The sequence below is a fragment of the Enterococcus sp. DIV1316a genome (genome assembly GCF_050536915.1).
In the GTDB taxonomy this organism is placed as follows: Bacteria; Bacillota; Bacilli; order Lactobacillales; family Enterococcaceae; genus Enterococcus; species Enterococcus faecalis.
This window is the reverse complement of record NZ_CP172913.1, coordinates 1532142-1551272: the sequence shown is the minus strand read 5'-3', so window position 1 is coordinate 1551272 and position 19131 is coordinate 1532142. Positions and strand designations below refer to the sequence as shown.

Sequence of the window (19131 nt, the reverse complement as noted above, 5' to 3'; positions counted from 1 at the left end):
TGGGAAAAGAAATAAAAGGAAACTGGGGAAGGAGTTAATTGTTTGATGAAGGGAAATAAAATTTTATACATTTTAGGTACAGGCATCTTTGTTGGAAGTTCATGTCTATTTTCTTCACTTTTTGTAGCCGCAGAAGAACAAGTTTATTCAGAAAGTGAAGTTTCAACAGTTTTATCGAAGTTGGAAAAGGAGGCAATTTCTGAGGCAGCTGCTGAACAATATACGGTTGTAGATCGAAAAGAAGACGCGTGGGGGATGAAGCATCTTAAGTTAGAAAAGCAAACGGAAGGCGTTACTGTTGATTCAGATAATGTGATTATTCATTTAGATAAAAACGGTGCAGTAACAAGTGTTACAGGAAATCCAGTTGATCAAGTTGTGAAAATTCAATCGGTTGATGCAATCGGTGAAGAAGGAGTTAAAAAAATTATTGCTTCTGATAATCCGGAAAATAAAGATCTTGTCTTTTTAGCTATTGACAAACGTGTAAATAATGAAGGGCAATTATTTTATAAAGTCAGAGTAACTTCTTCACCAACTGGTGACCCCGTATCATTGGTTTATAAAGTGAACGCTACAGATGGAACAATTATGGAAAAACAAGATTTAACGGAACATGTCGGTAGTGAAGTAACGTTAAAAAACTCTTTTCAAGTAACGTTTAATGTACCAGTTGAAAAAAGCAATACGGGAATTGCTTTACACGGAACGGATAACACAGGGGTTTACCATGCAGTAGTTGATGGCAAAAATAATTATTCTATTATTCAAGCGCCATCACTAGCGACATTAAATCAGAATGCTGTTGACGCCTATACGCATGGAAAATTTGTGAAAACATATTATGAAGATCATTTCCAACGACACAGTATTGATGATCGAGGGATGCCCATCTTGTCAGTTGTTGATGAACAACATCCAGATGCTTATGACAATGCTTTTTGGGATGGAAAAGCAATGCGTTATGGTGAAACAAGTACACCAACAGGAAAAACGTATGCTTCCTCTTTAGATGTAGTTGGTCATGAAATGACACATGGTGTGACGGAACATACTGCCGGTTTAGAATATTTAGGACAATCAGGTGCCTTGAATGAATCTTATTCTGATTTGATGGGTTATATTATTTCGGGTGCATCTAATCCAGAAATTGGTGCGGATACTCAGAGTGTTGACCGAAAAACAGGTATTCGAAATTTACAAACGCCAAGTAAACACGGACAACCAGAAACCATGGCTCAATACGACGATCGAGCACGGTATAAAGGAACGCCTTATTATGATCAAGGCGGTGTTCATTATAATAGTGGAATTATTAATCGGATTGGTTACACCATTATCCAGAACTTAGGCATTGAAAAAGCACAGACTATTTTCTACAGCTCGTTAGTAAATTACTTAACACCTAAAGCACAATTCAGTGATGCTCGTGATGCGATGCTTGCTGCTGCAAAAGTTCAATATGGCGATGAAGCAGCTTCAGTGGTGTCAGCAGCCTTTAACTCTGCTGGAATCGGAGCTAAAGAGGATATTCAAGTAAACCAACCAAGTGAATCTGTTCTGGTCAATGAATGAAAAAAATTCCCCAATTAAATAAAAATGGATAAGGAGTGGCATAATCTTATGAAAAAGTTCTCCATACGAAAAATTAGTGCTGGTTTTTTGTTTCTGATTTTAGTAACTTTGATCGCCGGTTTTAGCTTGTCTGCAAATGCAGAAGAGTATATCGTTCCTGCCGAAAGTCATTCACGACAAAAAAGATCGTTACTGGACCCTGAAGACAGAAGACAAGAAGTGGCAGATACAACCGAAGCGCCTTTTGCGTCAATCGGAAGAATCATTTCCCCTGCCAGTAAACCAGGCTATATTTCTTTAGGAACAGGCTTTGTTGTTGGAACTAATACAATTGTCACCAATAATCATGTGGCTGAAAGTTTTAAGAATGCCAAAGTATTAAATCCGAATGCCAAAGATGATGCTTGGTTTTATCCAGGTCGAGATGGCAGTGCGACACCATTTGGCAAATTCAAAGTGATTGATGTAGCTTTTTCCCCGAATGCGGATATTGCGGTAGTGACTGTCGGCAAACAAAACGATCGTCCAGATGGCCCAGAGTTGGGAGAAATTTTAACGCCATTTGTTTTGAAAAAGTTTGAATCTTCAGATACCCATGTCACAATATCAGGCTATCCAGGTGAGAAAAACCACACGCAATGGTCTCATGAAAATGATTTGTTTACATCTAACTTTACAGACTTAGAAAATCCATTACTATTTTATGATATCGATACAACAGGTGGTCAATCTGGTTCACCAATCTATAATGCTCGGTTTGAAGTAGTTGGTGTTCATTCCAATGGTGGCATTAAGCAAACAGGAAATCATGGTCAAAGACTAAATGAAGTGAATTATAACTTTATTGTCAATCGAGTGAATGAAGAAGAAAATAAACGTTTATCCGCTGTGCCAGCAGCGTAAAGAACCATAAAAATACTCGGAATTTCCAGAATCACGGGAAATTTCGAGTATTTTTGTTTTTTAAGATAGTGTAAGTTACGATATAAGTACCTTGTAATTATCGGTTAAAAGCATATAATAGTGCTGAAAAGAAGGCAAATAATCCGATTAAGTTAGTATTTCTAAACCATCATAACTCGTAATGATTTCATGCTTTTGAGATAAAGCCGCCATCTCCGCATAAGACAAGCCGCCATTGTGAGAAAAATGGTTGGCAACGTAAATCGTTTTATCTGTGACGAGTTTTCTTTCTTTTAATTCTGCAATTAATTTTAAATTTTCTTCCCAATTCATATGACTATTGCCAGTTTCGTTTGTTTGACTAGTACAATCTAAAGAAACAATACTAAGAAGTAAGTGGCTCTTTTCAAGATATTCAAACATTTCTGACGTAAAGTAACCTGTATCATGGGTGGATAAAAAAGCATCTTTACCATCGTCTATAACGAAAATAAAACAATCTTCACTGAAATTTCCATGTTGTGCAGGAAGGGGATAAATCGTATAGTTCGCAATAGTAAAACATTTGTAGGGCTGAATAACCTGATAATGTAATCGGGTATCGTCTTGACGACCTTCTAAATCAAAGGCGCGCTGATAAAACGTCTTAACTGCTTCATTTCCGTAAACAGTTAAACGATTGGGAATATCTAATGCATAACCAGACATTCGATAAGCCAAATCCTCGCCGTAAAAATGATCGGAATGCCAATGAGAGATTAGTAAAGAGTTAAAGTCTGCAAAACACAAGTCATACTGCAACAAGTGTAAATAAGAATCCCCTGGAAAATCAATCAGCAGGATATCATCAATAATTAATTGAGTTTGTGTACGAATTTCTCGTCCTTTTTTCTCTCGAGCGTATTTACATAATTTACAATTACAAAAAATTCCTGGAATCCGTTCTGCTGCACCCGTACCTAAATAGTTGATTTTCATTGGGAGTACCTAACCTTTCTTTGACATTCTTCATACTTAGTAGATAACGCTGAACCTTAAAGTAAATGGGCATGGAAACTGAAACATTTGTTGTGTCCATCTTACCTTTTTTAGAGAAGAATTGAAATGGAATTTCTTAAGTAAATTTGCGTAAAATAGAAAAAGCTAGACGCCTTTTTTGATAAGCCGAATTTACTGCGAATGCTCGTACTATTTCCGAAAAAAAGTTTTACCAAAGGCACTTTCATATCCATCTGCTATTAGTTATAGAAAAATAACAAGATGGACATAGCTTATTAGAGCAAAAATAACTACGCTATTGATAAAGAGTGAGGCGTGTTTTGAACAGGTTGCGTGGGCAAATGAATTTGAATAAAAGGGATGACAAAAGATGACTATTGAAAAATTAGAATATTTTTATACCATTGCAAAATATAATAGTATTTCCAAAGCAGCCTCTGAACTCCATGTTAGTAAATCAACCTTAAGTGCGTCATTAAAAGATTTGGAAAGTGAATTGGGCCATTTACTTTTTGACCGTAACGGGAATTCTTTGACGTTAAATTCCTATGGTGATAAAATCGTCCAATCTGTATATATCATTTTAAACGAGGCTAAGAAAATGAAACTTAATTTGCATGAAATGATTGAGAATCCAGTGATGCGTTTAGGTTTTGGAAATACGTCCTTGATGTATAAAGTGACAGAAAATGAGGACCAACTGAATCGTTTTTGGGAATGTTACCATGGTTCATCGTTTGAGTTATTGAATAAATTGGAGAATCATGAGTTGGATTTTGTGATTACTTCTGCAGATGTGAATAGTCCAGTTTTAAAGAAAGAACAATTAATTGAACTAAAAATGTATCTTTGTGTTTCAAGAGAAATTAAACAAGAAATTGAGGAAGAAGGCTTCACCTGTTTGACCAACTATCCATTTCTATTTTTGCCTCATCACTTAGATCATTTAGAAGCTACCAAGAGTGTGCTAGAAATGTTGCAATTAACAAGTCCGCTTGTTTGTTGCTATGATACGTTGATGCTTACTCGTCTCATTGAAAAAAGTAAAGGAGTTTATGCGGTGATCTCTCTTCGGAAAGAACAACTGCAGGAAATTGATTCTAAACTCTTCTTTTTACCGATTGAACGAAAACAAAAATTTTATTTATACCGAAATGTTTCCAGTTCGGTTTTTGTCCAACCTGGTCAAATCAAGGCAACTTTACAAAAGTTGCTAGAGACTTAGCCATTAAAATTACTTTGGAATAGTTACCCAAAATAGCTTTATTCGCTTAGATTTACTTCTGCTGCGGATAAGGCTATTTTTGTTGTTCATTGTTTAAAAGAGATGCTCAATTATGGGACTGTTCGATATTTCTGAACGGAATGTTCAATTATTTAATAACTTAAGAATCGATAAATCGTATCTATTACGGTTCAATTTAAAGGGGTTCTGGTGTATAGTTTGGCTATCTAAAGATTTACTTTTTTAAGTATAAAATAACTAAATGGCAAGGAATATAAAGAACTGTTGATACGTGAGTACTTGCGATAACTGTGTCGTTAGAAGTTTAAGTGTCATTGTTGCTTTTCCTGTTTTATGTAGTTGCTAGAAAGGACTGTTTTTATGATCGATAGAAAAAAAGTTATTTTGTATACTTGTTGCATGAGTTTGTTTGTAGTGACCATGGATGTTACGGTTGTCAATGTGGCGTTACCATCCATTCAAAGTGATTTTCACACGAATCTGTCTACATTACAGTGGGTAACAGATGGCTACACTTTAATGGTAGCATCCTTATTATTGTTATCTGGGTCTACAGCAGACCGAATTGGCCGTAAACGAGTCCTTCAATTGGGCTTAGCCTGTTTTGGTTTAGCGTCTTTCCTATGTGGGATTTCGCAAACCCCAGGGCAATTGATTGCGTTTCGCATGTTGCAAGGGATTGGTGGTTCTATGTTAAATCCGGTAGCAATGTCTATTATTACACAGGTATTTACCGAAAAGTTAGAACGTGCGAAAGCAATTGGCTTGTGGGGCTCTGTTACAGGGATTTCCTTAGGCATGGGCCCGATTATTGGCGGACTAATTGTTTCTTATTTTAGCTGGCGGTATGTCTTTTTTGTAAATGTACCGATCATTGCTGCGGCAATCATCCTTACACAAAAGTTTGTACCTGAGTCAAAAGTAGAGAAAACGGCGAAAAATGATTTTGTTGGTCAAGCATTGATGATTCTTTTTCTATTTAGTTCTATCTATTCCATTATCGGACTACCTAGAAAAGGGCTTTTCGCGCCAGATATTTTAAGTACTGGGATAATCGGCTGTTTAGCCATTGTCATTTTCTTTATTTATGAATATAACATTGACAATCCGTTAATCAACCCGCGTTTCTTTTTATCTATTCCATTTACATCGGCTTCTTTTTTAGCTATTTTTGGCTTTATCATATATAACGGCTATTTATTTTTAAACACGCTATATTTGCAAGAAATGAGAGGCTTCAGCCCTTTGGAAGCTGGCTTATCAACCATTCCTTTGGCTTTTGTTAGTTTTCTTGTTGCCCCGAGAGCCGGCGAAATGGTAGGGAGAATAGGAACGAAACGTCCTATTATGCTTTGTGGTATTTCAATGTTGGCTGTTAGCTTTTTACAATTATTTGTAACTAAAACAACGCCTATGATTATTTTATTTATTATTTATATCTTTTTAGGCATTGGGTTTGGGATGTTAAATTCACCGATTACCATTACAGCGATTGAAGGAATGCCACTTTCTCAGTCAGGAACGGCAGCAGCCATTGCGGTGACATGTAAGCAAATTGGCAATTCTTTAGGGGTTGCGCTACCAAGTCTTTTAATTACAAAGCCTATTACTAGTTCGCTTACTCGAACACCTTTTACAAACGTATGGCTTTTATTTGGATGTTGCGCCATTGCGATTATCTTTTTAAGTTATTTATCCAATTCTCCGCTAGCGAAAAAGTCATTGCGCAGAGTTAGGTTTTATTTTTAACAAATCAAGATTTTTTTGAAGGGAAAGGAAGACAAACTTAGATGAAAAAAATAAATAACCGATTAGGACTCTTTTTATTTTTTGTTTTACTCTTTTGGGCAAAAACGATTCTGGCGTATTACCTAGATTTCTCATTAGGCGTTAAGGGCAGTCTCCAACGAGAAATTTTATGGTTCAATCCAGTTGCTACTACGCTGTTATTATTTGGCTTTAGTTTGTATTTTAAAAAGCATAAAACATTTATGCTTAGCTTAACTCTTTTAAATGTTTTAAATACATTAATTTTATATTTGAATATTATTTTTTATCGTGAATTCACTGACTTTATTACCATCCAATCTGTTTTTGGCTTTTCAAAAGTTTCAGAAGGGATTTCTGGTGATTTACTTGCTTTAATGAGAGTCCACGATGTCTTTTATTGGCTAGATACTTTAGTGCTGCTCGTTTTGGTATTTTACTCTTTTAAACAGCGACGGAATCATCAAGTCTTTGTGACCAAACCTATCAACAGAAGATTGGCGATCTCAATTAGTTGTTTAAGTGTCTTGCTCTTTTCGGTTAACTTATTTTTAAGCGAAACCGATCGTCCTCAATTGCTTCAAAGAATTTTTGATCGTAATTATATTGTAAAATATCTTGGCTTGGATGCATTCACAGCCATCGATGGTGTCAAAACAGCCATGTCAAATGAGGTAAGAGCAGAAGCTAGTTCAAACGAATTACCTGAAATCATGAAATTTACCAAGCAAAACAATTTACCGCTTAATCCGCAGTATGCCGGGATTGCCAAAGGAAAAAATGTATTTGTGATTCATTTAGAAAGTTTTCAACAATTTTTGATTAATATGAAAGTCCAAGGCCAAGAGGTTACACCGTTTTTAAATCAGCTCTATCAAAACAAAGCGACAATCAGTTTTGATAATTTCTTTCATGAAGTAGGGCAAGGAAAAACGAGTGATGCGGAGAATATGTTGGAAACAGGAACATTCGGGCTCCCGCAAGGCTCTCTTTTTACACAATTAGGATCAGACAATACTTTCGAAGCGGCTCCCGCAGTTTTAGGACAAAAAGGCTATACAACCGCTGTTTTCCATGGAAATGTGGGGAGTTTTTGGAATCGAGACCATGTGTATAAAAACTTAGGATATCAATACTTTTTTGATCGGTCATATTTTTCAAAAGATGACAAAATGCTAGGTTACGGTATTTTAGATAAACAATTGTTGCGTGAATCAGCTAGTGAGCTTGAACATTTACAGCAGCCATTCTATGCGAAGTTTTTAACTGTGACCAATCATACCCCTTATTATACGGATGACCAAAACTTCCCGTTTCCTAAATTGAACACAGGCAATTCGATTGTGGATGATTATGTTCGAACAGCGCACTATTTGGATCAATCGCTAGAACAATTTTTCCATTACTTGCAAACAACAAGTTTATACAATCATTCTATTTTTGTTATTTATGGTGACCACTTCGGTATTTCAGATGCGAACAACAAGGACTTATGTAAAGCTTTCAACCGCGATCCAAAAACGTGGACAAACTATGACAATGCGCAATTGCAAAGAGTACCTTTGATGTTTTACATGCCAGGCTATACGCAAGGGAAAATCATGCACGAATATGGTGGGGAAATTGACGTTTTACCGACACTGTACCATCTTTTAGGTGTCGATGATAAAAATTATATCCATTTTGGCACGGACCTTTTATCTCCTCAATATAAACAAGTGGTTCCTTTTAGAAATGGCGATTTTGTAACGCCTCAATTTTCTTATCTAGGTGGGGAAATCTACAATAATCAAGGAAAAAAATTAGACCAAGTTCCAGCAGATTTAAAAGCAGAAGTCACGAAAGATAACGATTGGGTGAAAAAATCGTTAAGTTTATCTGACAAATTAAATCAGGAAAACCTTTTACGTTTTTATAAACCACAAGGATTCCAAGAAGTGCAACCAAAGGACTACAACTATGATGTGGCTTTTGAAAAAAACAAAGTCTTAGAAGTAGAAAAACAAAAAAATGCACAATCAACCAGCTTGTTTAGTCAAAATGGCAATCAAACGACAGTCCAAAATTATCCGACTACGCCATAGATCATTTAAGAAGGATAATTTTTGGAAGGGAAAGAGAATCATATATGAAGTGAAGGAGGTCAGGACAGAACCGTTTATTTTCGAAGGAATTGGTTCTATTCTCGCCATTTATCAGGTTTTGAGCCTGGAACAAAAATCCAAAGTGATTTTTGTCCCAGGCTCTTTCGCTCTTTTATTGAGTAAGAAGTCAGTTTAGAATTTATATTAAGTTTCGCTGTACATTTTAAAATTATCATCAACAGAAAATACAACAGGCGAATTTTTAGATAAAAAAATTAGTAAAACAAGTATTAAATAAATAGTATTTTTGAGGATAAAGTAAGAGAAATGTTGTTTTTTTAATAGTTGTTAACGGAAAACAAAATTATTTTATAGCCATAAAATATATTTTTATTATAATTATATTATAAAATAATGAGCATATGATTTGCAGATAAGTTTTTCAGGGCCTATTCTAAATAGGAACTTAGCTATAAAAATAAAAGAGGAGAGTGGTTTTGATGAGAAAAACTCAGAAGATTGTGCCAATTGTGACAGCTTCAGACGAAAATTATGCTCCTTATTTGAATGTAATGATGACAACTGTTTTAGAAAATTGTCATGCGGAGAGACCTGTTCATTTTTATGTGATTGATGATGGGCTGTCGCTATCTAGCAAAAAAGCACTCCAAGAAACGGTTAGTAGTAACTCACAAAGTGCGACTGTTGAATTTCTAACAGCAGACAAAGAAGTTTATCAAAATTTTTTAGTGAGTGATCATATTACAACGACCGCATACTTACGCATTTCTTTACCGTCACTTTTACAAAAATATAGCTATAAAAAGGTTCTTTATTTAGATGCAGATACGCTTGTTTTAGATGATATTGTCCAGTTGTATGATACGCCATTAGTGAACCAAACGATTGGCGCGGTTATTGATCCTGGGCAAGCATATGCCTTGAAACGTTTGGGCATCGATTCCTCCGATTATTATTTTAATTCAGGAGTCATGATGATTGATATTGACCGATGGAACGAGAAAGCAATCACGCAAAAAACAATTCAGTATCTAGAAGAAAATGGGGACCGCATAATCTATCATGATCAAGATGCTTTAAACGCTGTTCTTTATGAAGATTGGCTAGCTCTAGAACCAAGATGGAATATGCAGACGTCTTTAGTTTTTAATCGTCATGAAGCGCCTAATGAGGCTTACCAAAAATTATATGCAGCGGGAAATCAAGAGCCAGCGATTATTCATTTTACTGGACACGATAAACCCTGGAATACGTTAGAAAATCATCCTTATACAGCTCTTTATCTAAACAAATTAAAGAAAGTAGGTGCAAGAAATGGAAAATAGAAAAGAATTAGCGATTGTCTCCTGTTGCAATACCAACTTTGTACCGCATCTTGCTGCTATGTTTGTTTCAATTTTAGAAAATAGTCCTTCAGCGGCAGCTGTTCATTTTTATGTGATTGATGACAATATCAATTTTGAAAGCAAGCAACTACTGTATTTTACGATTAAACATACCCAAATCAATGCAGAGTTAACATTTTTAAAAATCAACCCCCATTTTTTCAAAAATGTTGTAACCAGTGAACGAATTCCCAAAACAGCTTACTACAGGATTGCTATTCCAGAGCTGTTTAGAGGAAGCCAGATCGAACGGCTGTTGTATATGGATTGTGACATGATTGCCTTAGATGATGTCGCAAAATTATGGACAGTTGATTTAGGTGAAAATATCATCGCCGCTGTTGAAGATGCAGGGTTCCATCAACGTTTGGAAAAAATGGCGATTCCTGCAGAATCTATGTGTTATTTTAACTCAGGCTTGTTGCTAATCGATGTTAAAAAATGGTTGAATTTAGATGTAACCACTAAAGTCTTAAGATTTATTGAAGAAAATCCAGATAAATTACGTTTCCATGATCAAGATGCATTGAATGCGGTTTTACACGACCGTTGGACCCTGTTGCATCCTAAGTGGAACGCCCAAGGTTATATTCTGTCAAAAGCGAAAAAACATCCAACTATTTATGGAGAAAAACAATATGAAGAAACGAGAAGAGCACCATCCATTATCCACTTTACTGGCCATGTCAAACCTTGGACGAAAGAATTTCAGTGGTATACCAAACGTTATTATGATCAATATGCGAACAGGACTGCCTTTCGTTGTGTCAACACATTCAATCAATATTTATCTTATACGAAAATTAGCAGAAGGATTGAATATGCTCAATAATGAATATTTTCATGGATTTCGTAAAATCAGTTACTTGTTAGTTGTTGCCAAAACCAAACAATAGAAACGAAGAAGTCGGGATCGAACTGTTTTTCAGATTTTGAGTATGAGACAAAAATCTAAAGTGATTTTTGTCTCATACTCTTTTTTGTCTATTTAAAATAAAGCTAGCAACTGGTATCATATTTAAGGGTGGTTTTTTATAAAAAAATGATTTCTTGAGGAAAAAAATATTACAATAAAGAAAAATGAAAAAATGTAAACGTTATCATTTCAAGGTTATAGCGGTATGAAGATATTTATTAATACTTTTTATTGACAAAATAAAAAAAACCACCGTACTATTGGTTTGTGGTTATAACCAGTTAGGGTAAAGGAGAAAGTTATGGAAAATGCCTTTAAAAACAAAGCTTTGTATCATCAACTTGTTGATTTGCTGCAGGAACGAATCGAAACATGCATGATTCCTCATGACAAGTTGCCCTCTGAACGTGAATTGACTGCACAATATGGAGTGAGTCGGACGACGGTCCGGTTAGCGCTACAAGAACTAGAAAATAGAGGTTCCATCTATCGTCGTCATGGCAAAGGAACATTTGTTTCAGATATAAAAAAAGAGGCCGCTGATTTAGCTGGCGCATATAGTTTTACAGAACAAATGAAAGGGCTGGGTCGAAAACCACATACCCGTATATTATCCTTCGAAAAATTGGAAGCGGATAAATTTATTTGTCAGCATTTGAATCTTTCGTTAGGAGAGGCAGTTTTTAAATTAAGTCGGTTGCGGATTGCTGATAACGAGCCATTAATGGTTGAAGACACATACTTGCCTGTGAAATTTTTCTTATCACTCACGGATCAATTACTACGTAGCAAGCCATTATATGATCTATTTTCGGAAGATTTTAAGCAAACCGTTCGTTTAGCTGATGAAGAATTATACGCTAGCATTGCGTCAAAAGAAGATGCCAAATTATTGATGATTCCGGAAGGAGCGCCAGTCCTTCATTTAGCACGCCAGACATATAACATGAAAAATGAAATTATTGAATTTACGTTGAGTGTGGCGCGAGCAGATCAATTTCATTATCAGATACGCCATATTCGGAATAGTTAGGAGAGTTAAGTATGTTTACAGCAGAAAAAGAAGAACTAGAACAACTAGGAGCGGAAATCACGACACGTGAAATTCGTCAGCAACCTGAGCTTTGGCAAGAAACCGTGACACTTTATCATGAAAATCAAACAGCTTTGGAAAACTTTTTAAAAGAAGTCCAAGCCAAAGCGCAAGGAAAACGCACAAGAGTAATTTTTACAGGAGCAGGGACTTCACAATATGTCGGTGATACGGTTGTACCTTATCTCCGAGCACACGGCGACACACAAGCCTTTTCATTCGAAAGTATTGGGACAACGGATATTGTAGCCAAACCAGAAGATTATCTGATTAAAGACGAACCAACATTGCTAGTTTCGTTTGCAAGAAGTGGAAATAGTCCTGAAAGTTTAGCGGCAGTTGAAGTAGCTAATCAAGTGGTTGAAACAATTCATCATTTAGCGATTACTTGTGCCGAAGAAGGACAACTGGCACAAATAAGCCAAAAAGAAGAAAACAGCTTTTTATTCTTAATGCCAACACGCTCCAATGATGGTGGTTTTGCGATGACTGGTAGCTTTTCTTGCATGACTTTGGGTACATTACTACTCTTTGATCAAACAGCCTTTGAGCAAAAACAAGATTATGTAACCGCTCTAATTAAATTAGGTGAAGAAGTGCTATCCCGTGAAGAAGAATTAAATGAAATTGTTAACCTTGATTTTGAACGCATTGTTTATGTTGGTTCTGGAAGTTTAGCTGGTTTGACAAGAGAAGCGCAATTAAAAATCTTAGAACTAACAGCCGGCAAAGTTGCCACAATTTTTGACTCTTCTATGGGCTTCCGTCATGGACCAAAATCATTTATTAATGAAAAAACAATAATGTTTGGTTTTGTTAATAATACACCATACACAAGAGATTATGACTTGGATATCTTAGAAGAAGTTCACGGTGACGAAATTGCGGCGGGTGTTTTTGCGATTGCTCAACCTGGCAAACGTAATTTCTCAGGTTCAACTATTGAATATTCCGCAGAAACTGCTCTATTACCTGATGGCTATTTAGCATTAGCAGATATCATGGTAGCCCAAACAGTCGCACTTTTAACATCTATTAAAGTTGGAAATAAACCGGATACCCCTTCACCGACAGGTACAGTGAATCGTGTGGTTAAAGGCGTAACGATTTATGACTATAAATAATACAACATTTGGAGGAGGAACTATGCTTACGTTAACAGCTGGAAAAAAAGCGGCAATGGATCGTTTGTCAACCCAAGAAGGAATCATTAGCGCATTAGCCATTGATCAACGAGGTGCCTTGAAAAAAATGATCAAAGCGCTAGATGTAGAGCCAACTGATGCACAAATTGAAACGTTTAAAGAATTAGTCTCGAAAGAATTGACACCTTATGCGTCTGCCATTTTATTGGATCCAGAATATGGATTGCCTGCTGCAAAAGCACGCGATACCGAGGCTGGATTGTTACTCGCTTATGAAAAAACGGGCTATGATGCAACAACTCCGGGACGATTGCCTGATTTACTAGCAGATTGGTCTGTTTTACGCTTGAAAGAAGAAGGCGCAGATGCGATTAAATTTTTACTATACTATGATGTGGATGAGGATCCAGAAATCAATCATCAAAAACATGTATTCATTGAACGCTTAGGGAGTGAATGTGCAGAAGAAGACCTACCATTTTACTTAGAATTAGTTTCTTATGATGCACAAATAGCAGATGCAACTTCTTTAGAATATGCAAAAGTTAAACCGCATAAAGTGAATGAAATGATGAAAGAATTTTCTAAACCCCAATATAAAGTAGATGTATTGAAAGTGGAAGTTCCAGTTAATATGAATTTTGTAGAAGGTTTTGCGCCGGCTGAAACAGCGTATACAAAAGAGGAAGCGGCGAATTATTTCTTAGAACAAAGTCAAGCCACTGATTTACCATTTATCTTTTTAAGTGCCGGTGTCTCAACAGAGCTATTCCAAGAAACACTACGTTTCGCTAAAGAAGCTGGTTCAACATTTAATGGTGTTTTATGTGGCCGTGCTACGTGGAAAAATGGCGTGAAACCTTTCGTTGAAGCAGGAGAAACTGCGGCTTGTGATTGGTTAAAAACAGAAGGCCGAGAAAACATTGAAAGTTTAAATGAAGTCATCGCAGCAACCGCCAGCTCTTGGCATGCGAAAGTTCAAGTAAACGAAGGGTAATTGGGAGGCATAGCTGTGATAGTAACAGTAACAATGAATCCGTCAATTGACATCTCCTACCTATTAGATCATCTAAAGCTTGATACCGTTAATCGGACCAGTCAGGTGACCAAAACCCCTGGTGGCAAAGGACTAAATGTCACTCGCGTTATTCATGATTTAGGTGGAGATGTTATCGCTACCGGCGTTCTTGGTGGTTTTCATGGGGCGTTTATTGCAAACGAGTTAAAGAAAGCAAACATCCCCCAAGCATTTACGTCAATCAAAGAAGAAACGCGTGATTCGATTGCGATTTTGCACGAAGGGAATCAAACTGAAATTTTAGAAGCTGGACCGACTGTTTCCCCAGAAGAAATCAGTAACTTCCTTGAAAATTTCGATCAATTAATTAAGCAAGCAGAAATTGTCACAATTTCTGGCAGTTTAGCGAAAGGATTACCATCAGATTTTTATCAAGAATTAGTTCAAAAAGCTCACGCACAAGAGGTTAAAGTGCTACTAGATACTTCTGGTGATAGTTTAAGGCAAGTTCTTCAAGGACCATGGAAACCGTATTTAATTAAACCTAATTTAGAGGAACTAGAAGGATTGCTAGAGCAAGATTTTTCAGAAAATCCATTAGCAGCTGTACAAACAGCTTTAACAAAACCAATGTTTGCGGGAATTGAATGGATTGTCGTATCTTTAGGAAAAGATGGTGCAATTGCCAAACATCACGATCAATTCTATCGTGTAAAAATTCCAACGATTCAGGCTAAAAATCCTGTTGGTTCAGGAGATGCAACCATTGCTGGTCTTGCATATGGACTAGCGAAGGATGCCCCAGCTGCCGAACTGCTAAAATGGGGCATGGCGGCTGGAATGGCTAATGCCCAAGAAAGAATGACTGGGCATGTAGATGTAGAGAACGTGAAGAAACATCTTATGAACATCCAAGTAGTTGAAATTGCTAAATAAAGAGCTTTCTTTATTTAGCAATTATCCAGCAATTGAAAGCGTTTACTAGAAAGGGTGGCAATGTGGACAGATTTGAAATTAAAGAGGAGTTTCTTTTAAATGGTCAACCATTTAAAATTTTATCAGGCGCCATTCATTATTTTCGTGTAGATCCCTCAGATTGGTATCATTCACTTTATAACTTGAAAGCTTTAGGCTTCAATACAGTTGAGACATATGTACCATGGAATTTACATGAACCGCAAAAAGGAACATTTCATTTTGAGGGAATATTAGATTTGGAGCGCTTTTTAAAATTAGCACAAGAACTTGGACTATATGCGATTGTGCGGCCGTCTCCTTATATTTGTGCAGAATGGGAGTTTGGCGGTTTTCCAGCCTGGCTATTAAATGAACCAGGACGGATGCGTTCGAATAATCCAACCTATCTGAAGCATGTTGCGGAATATTATGATGTTTTAATGGAAAAAATTGTTCCGCATCAACTTGCTAACGGTGGCAATATTTTAATGATTCAAATCGAAAACGAATATGGTTCATTTGGCGAAGAAAAAGCGTATTTACGGGCGATTCGCGATTTGATGATTGCACGTGGCGTGACAGCACCATTTTTTACTTCTGACGGGCCATGGCGCGCAACATTGCGGGCAGGCAGCATGATTGAAGATGATATTTTAGTAACTGGGAATTTTGGCTCAAAAGCCAAAGAAAATTTCGGTATGATGCAAGCCTTTTTTGAAGAACATGGTAAAAAATGGCCGCTAATGTGTATGGAATTTTGGGATGGCTGGTTTAATCGTTGGAAAGAGCCAATTATTAAACGAGATCCGCAAGAATTGGCTGAATCAGTTAGAGAAGCATTAGCATTAGGCAGTATCAACTTATATATGTTTCATGGCGGCACCAATTTTGGGTTTATGAATGGCTGCTCCGCACGAGGAACCATTGATTTACCACAAATCACTTCCTATGATTATGATGCGCCACTTGATGAACAAGGGAACCCAACCGAAAAGTATTTTGCGTTACAAAAAATGCTTCACGAAGAGTACCCTGCGTTACCACAAGCTGAACCATTAGTAAAAGATTCTTTTGCGCAAACAGCAATTCCTTTAACAAACAAAGTGAGTTTGTTTGCGACTTTAGAAACGATTAGTCAGCCAGTGGTCAGCGTTTATCCGCAAACCATGGAACAATTAGGACAAAATACCGGCTATCTTCTTTACCGAACAAGCATTGAAAAAGATGCTGCAGAAGAAAAGCTAAGAGTGATTGACGGTCGTGATCGTCTGCAATTATTTGTCAATCAGGTACATCAAGCAACGCAATATCAAACGGAAATTGGCGAAGATATTTACGTTACACTGCCGCAAGAGAATAATCAAATCGATGTTTTAATGGAAAATATGGGTCGTGTCAATTACGGGCACAAACTATTTGCAGATACTCAGAAAAAAGGGATTCGAACGGGTGTCATGGCAGATTTACATTTTATGACACAATGGCAACAATATTGTTTACCTATGACAAGCTGTGAACAGGTAGACTATTCAAGAGAATGGCAACCTGATCAACCAAGCTTTTACCAGTATCATATGGAGTTAGCAGAAGTGAAAGATACATTTATTGATGTTTCTAAATTCGGCAAAGGAATTGTTTTTGTTAACCAAACCAATCTTGGTCGTTTCTGGAATGTTGGTCCGACGCTTTCCTTATATATTCCCAAAGGATTATTAAAAGAAGGGCAAAATGAGATCGTCATTTTTGAAACGGAAGGAACGTACCAACCAGAAATTCAGTTAGTAAAAGAACCACTATATAAAGAAATGAAAGAGGGATTACAATGAGTATTATTGGCGTAAGAATTGATGGACGTTTGATTCATGGACAAGTGGCAAATTTATGGGCGACAAAATTGAATATTTCCAGAATTATGGTCGTTGATGATGAGGTTGCAGGGAATGCCATTGAAAAAAGTGGCTTAAAATTAGCAACACCAGCTGGCGTGAAACTAAGCGTGTTACCAGTTGAAAAAGCTGCTCAAAATATTTTAGCAGGAAAATACGACTCACAACGTTTACTAATTGTGGTACGGAAACCAGATCGTTTATTAAAACTAGTAGAACTTGGGGTGCCGATTAAAGAAATCAATGTTGGGAACATGTCTCAAACAAACGAAACACGGTCGATTACTAAGTCAATCAATGTGGTCGATCAAGATATTGATGTTTTTAAAGAGTTAAATGCTAAAGGTGTCCATCTGATTGCTCAAATGGTGCCAAGTGACAAAGCGGAAGACTTTATGAGTTTGATAACAAAATAGGAGGGAACAAAAAATGAATATCTTATGGTGGCAGATCTTATTATTAACATTATATGCAGGATACCAAATTTTAGATGAATTACAAATTTATTCTTCATTAAGTGCGCCAGTGTTTGCAGGTCTTTTTGCAGGATTAGTGATGGGGGATATTAAAGCAGGACTTATTATTGGTGGAAGTATGCAATTAACTGTATTAGGAGTTGGGACTTTCGGGGGTGCCTCCAAAATTGATGCTAACTCAGGCACGATTCTTGCCACAGCATTTTCTGTGTCTTTAGGAATGAATCCTGAACAAGCAATCGCTGCTATTGCAGTACCAGTTGCTAGTTTAATGATTCAATTAGACATTTTGGCTCGCTTTGCGAATACCTACTTTGCACATCGGATTGATAAAATGGTCGAAGATATGAACTACAAAGGAATTGAACGTAACTTCTTAATGGGTGCTTTACCATGGTCTCTTTCTCGAATGATTCCAGTCTTCTTAGCACTTGCTTTTGGTGGTGGTTTAGTACAAAAAGTTGTATCTGTCCTAAATGGCGATTTGAAATGGTTAGGTGATGGCTTGTCTGTTGCTGGGGCGGTCTTACCAGCGGTCGGTTTTGCAATTTTACTACGTTACTTACCAGTGAAAAAACATTTCCCTTATTTAATTCTTGGTTTCACTGTAACTGCTTTACTAGGAACAATCTTTACAAACATGCAACTTTTAGGAACATCTGTTGCGAGCGTTGTGAAAGACTTCAGTGGTGTATTTAACGCACTACCAATGTTAGCAGTTGCTTTAATTGGTTTCGCTTTAGCCGCAATTAGCTACAAAAATGGCCAAATGATTCCGAGTGGGCCAGCAGCCAAAAAAGAACATGCAGCGAATGATTCAGACGAAGGAGAGATTGAAGATGACGAAATCTAATTATAAATTGACGAAAGAAGATTTTAAACAAATTAATCGCAGAAGCTTGTTTACTTTCCAATTAGGTTGGAACTACGAAAGAATGCAAGGATCAGGTTACTTGTATACGATTTTGCCACAATTGCGTAAAATTTATGGGGATGATACGCCTGAATTAAAAGAAGTGATGAAAACACACACGCAATTTTTCAATACTTCAAACTTCTTTAATACGATTATTACAGGGATCGATTTGGCCATTGAAGAAAAAGAAGGCATTGCTGGAAAACAAACAGTTTCAGGTTTGAAAACTGGTTTAATGGGACCGTTTGCAGCAATTGGGGATTCAATTTTCGCAGCTTTAATTCCAACTATTTTTGGGGCGCTAGCTGCCAACATGGCGATTAATGGCAACCCAACTGGTATCTTTATCTGGATTGTTGCTCAAATTGCCGTGATGGTCTTCCGTTGGAAACAATTGGAATTTGCGTATCGCGAAGGAATTTCTTTGGTAACAACTATGCAACACCGCTTAACTGCCTTAACAGACGCTGCAACTTTACTAGGGGTCTTCATGGTTGGCGCTTTAGTGGCAACGATGGTTAATGTGAAACTATCATGGGCACCAAGTATTGGGGATGTAACACTTAACATGCAAAATAACTTGGATATGATTTTACCACGTCTACTTCCTGCAGGAATTGTCGGTGGCGTTTATTGGATGCTAGGTAAAAAGAATATGACGTCTACTAAAGCCATTTTTATCGTATTAATTGTCTGTGTCGCATTGTCTGCGTTAGGTGTTATTTCAAAATAAGTAAGACAGGA

The 19131-nt window shown here is 36.8% G+C and carries 16 protein-coding genes; 15 read left to right on the top strand and 1 reads right to left on the bottom strand.

The window, feature by feature from the left end; genetic code table 11:
- Positions 1-42: 42 nt before the first annotated feature.
- The gene (gene gelE, locus IGL56_RS07520) at positions 43-1575 is read left to right on the top strand and encodes a M4 family metallopeptidase coccolysin (RefSeq protein WP_002357227.1); all 1533 of its coding nucleotides are present in this window, start codon (positions 43-45) and stop codon (positions 1573-1575) included.
- 48 nt (positions 1576-1623) lie between these two features.
- Positions 1624-2478 (top strand): serine proteinase SprE, encoded by an 855-nt coding sequence (gene sprE, locus IGL56_RS07515; protein WP_002361980.1) that lies wholly within the window; start codon positions 1624-1626, stop codon positions 2476-2478.
- A gap of 147 nt (positions 2479-2625) precedes the next feature.
- Here the strand turns inward: sprE and IGL56_RS07510 are convergent, their stop codons facing one another.
- Complete coding sequence (locus tag IGL56_RS07510; protein WP_002371935.1) at positions 2626-3456, bottom strand: MBL fold metallo-hydrolase; 831 nt, start codon at positions 3454-3456, stop codon at positions 2626-2628.
- 391 nt (positions 3457-3847) lie between these two features.
- Here IGL56_RS07510 and IGL56_RS07505 point away from each other — a divergent pair, with 391 nt between their 5' ends.
- The 13 genes from IGL56_RS07505 (at position 3848) to IGL56_RS07445 (ending at position 19120) form a co-directional block, all read left to right on the top strand.
- On the top strand, positions 3848-4702 hold the full coding sequence (locus IGL56_RS07505; RefSeq protein ID WP_002357233.1) for a LysR family transcriptional regulator: 855 nt from the start codon (positions 3848-3850) through the stop codon (positions 4700-4702).
- A gap of 381 nt (positions 4703-5083) precedes the next feature.
- Positions 5084-6472: an MFS transporter gene (locus IGL56_RS07500; RefSeq protein ID WP_002391405.1), complete on the top strand. Its 1389-nt coding sequence runs from the start codon at positions 5084-5086 to the stop codon at positions 6470-6472.
- A gap of 41 nt (positions 6473-6513) precedes the next feature.
- Positions 6514-8574 carry an LTA synthase family protein gene (locus tag IGL56_RS07495; RefSeq protein WP_002361977.1) on the top strand — a complete coding sequence of 687 codons (2061 nt, stop codon included), beginning with the start codon at positions 6514-6516 and terminating at the stop codon, positions 8572-8574.
- Positions 8575-9074: 500 nt separating this feature from the next.
- Positions 9075-9920: a glycosyltransferase family 8 protein gene (locus IGL56_RS07490; protein WP_002391404.1), complete on the top strand. Its 846-nt coding sequence runs from the start codon at positions 9075-9077 to the stop codon at positions 9918-9920.
- Complete coding sequence (locus IGL56_RS07485) at positions 9910-10812, top strand: glycosyltransferase family 8 protein (protein ID WP_002382420.1); 903 nt, start codon at positions 9910-9912, stop codon at positions 10810-10812. The genes IGL56_RS07490 and IGL56_RS07485 overlap by 11 nt, the downstream gene beginning before the upstream one ends.
- Positions 10813-11197: 385 nt before the next feature.
- Positions 11198-11929 (top strand): GntR family transcriptional regulator, encoded by a 732-nt coding sequence (locus IGL56_RS07480; RefSeq protein ID WP_002360115.1) that lies wholly within the window; start codon positions 11198-11200, stop codon positions 11927-11929.
- A gap of 11 nt (positions 11930-11940) precedes the next feature.
- On the top strand, positions 11941-13113 hold the full coding sequence (gene agaS, locus IGL56_RS07475) for an SIS domain-containing protein (RefSeq protein WP_002357242.1): 1173 nt from the start codon (positions 11941-11943) through the stop codon (positions 13111-13113).
- Positions 13114-13135: 22 nt separating this feature from the next.
- A complete protein-coding gene (gene lacD, locus IGL56_RS07470) occupies positions 13136-14131 on the top strand; it encodes a tagatose-bisphosphate aldolase (RefSeq protein ID WP_002357245.1) in 996 nt (331 codons plus the stop codon).
- Positions 14132-14146: 15 nt separating this feature from the next.
- Positions 14147-15088 carry a tagatose-6-phosphate kinase gene (lacC, locus tag IGL56_RS07465; protein ID WP_002391403.1) on the top strand — a complete coding sequence of 314 codons (942 nt, stop codon included), beginning with the start codon at positions 14147-14149 and terminating at the stop codon, positions 15086-15088.
- 32 nt (positions 15089-15120) lie between these two features.
- Positions 15121-16935 (top strand): glycoside hydrolase family 35 protein, encoded by a 1815-nt coding sequence (locus IGL56_RS07460; RefSeq protein WP_002401384.1) that lies wholly within the window; start codon positions 15121-15123, stop codon positions 16933-16935.
- A complete protein-coding gene (locus tag IGL56_RS07455) occupies positions 16932-17411 on the top strand; it encodes a PTS system mannose/fructose/N-acetylgalactosamine-transporter subunit IIB (protein WP_002357249.1) in 480 nt (159 codons plus the stop codon). The genes IGL56_RS07460 and IGL56_RS07455 overlap by 4 nt, the downstream gene beginning before the upstream one ends.
- Positions 17412-17424: 13 nt before the next feature.
- Positions 17425-18324 (top strand): PTS mannose/fructose/sorbose/N-acetylgalactosamine transporter subunit IIC, encoded by a 900-nt coding sequence (locus tag IGL56_RS07450; protein ID WP_002357253.1) that lies wholly within the window; start codon positions 17425-17427, stop codon positions 18322-18324.
- Positions 18311-19120 (top strand): PTS system mannose/fructose/sorbose family transporter subunit IID, encoded by an 810-nt coding sequence (locus IGL56_RS07445; protein WP_002357254.1) that lies wholly within the window; start codon positions 18311-18313, stop codon positions 19118-19120. The genes IGL56_RS07450 and IGL56_RS07445 overlap by 14 nt, the downstream gene beginning before the upstream one ends.
- Positions 19121-19131: the final 11 nt, after the last annotated feature.

What these genes read in the sequence shown, in the direction of transcription:
- sprE (WP_002361980.1), top strand. Translation starts at nt 1,624, where the DNA reads ATGAAAAAGTTCTCCATACGAAAAATTAGTGCTGGTTTTTTGTTTCTG.
- IGL56_RS07510 (WP_002371935.1), bottom strand. Translation starts at nt 3,456, where the DNA reads ATGAAAATCAACTATTTAGGTACGGGTGCAGCAGAACGGATTCCAGGA.
- IGL56_RS07505 (WP_002357233.1), top strand. Translation starts at nt 3,848, where the DNA reads ATGACTATTGAAAAATTAGAATATTTTTATACCATTGCAAAATATAAT.
- IGL56_RS07500 (WP_002391405.1), top strand. Translation starts at nt 5,084, where the DNA reads ATGATCGATAGAAAAAAAGTTATTTTGTATACTTGTTGCATGAGTTTG.
- IGL56_RS07495 (WP_002361977.1), top strand. Translation starts at nt 6,514, where the DNA reads ATGAAAAAAATAAATAACCGATTAGGACTCTTTTTATTTTTTGTTTTA.
- IGL56_RS07490 (WP_002391404.1), top strand. Translation starts at nt 9,075, where the DNA reads ATGAGAAAAACTCAGAAGATTGTGCCAATTGTGACAGCTTCAGACGAA.
- IGL56_RS07485 (WP_002382420.1), top strand. Translation starts at nt 9,910, where the DNA reads ATGGAAAATAGAAAAGAATTAGCGATTGTCTCCTGTTGCAATACCAAC.
- IGL56_RS07480 (WP_002360115.1), top strand. Translation starts at nt 11,198, where the DNA reads ATGGAAAATGCCTTTAAAAACAAAGCTTTGTATCATCAACTTGTTGAT.
- agaS (WP_002357242.1), top strand. Translation starts at nt 11,941, where the DNA reads ATGTTTACAGCAGAAAAAGAAGAACTAGAACAACTAGGAGCGGAAATC.
- lacD (WP_002357245.1), top strand. Translation starts at nt 13,136, where the DNA reads ATGCTTACGTTAACAGCTGGAAAAAAAGCGGCAATGGATCGTTTGTCA.
- IGL56_RS07455 (WP_002357249.1), top strand. Translation starts at nt 16,932, where the DNA reads ATGAGTATTATTGGCGTAAGAATTGATGGACGTTTGATTCATGGACAA.
- IGL56_RS07450 (WP_002357253.1), top strand. Translation starts at nt 17,425, where the DNA reads ATGAATATCTTATGGTGGCAGATCTTATTATTAACATTATATGCAGGA.
- IGL56_RS07445 (WP_002357254.1), top strand. Translation starts at nt 18,311, where the DNA reads ATGACGAAATCTAATTATAAATTGACGAAAGAAGATTTTAAACAAATT.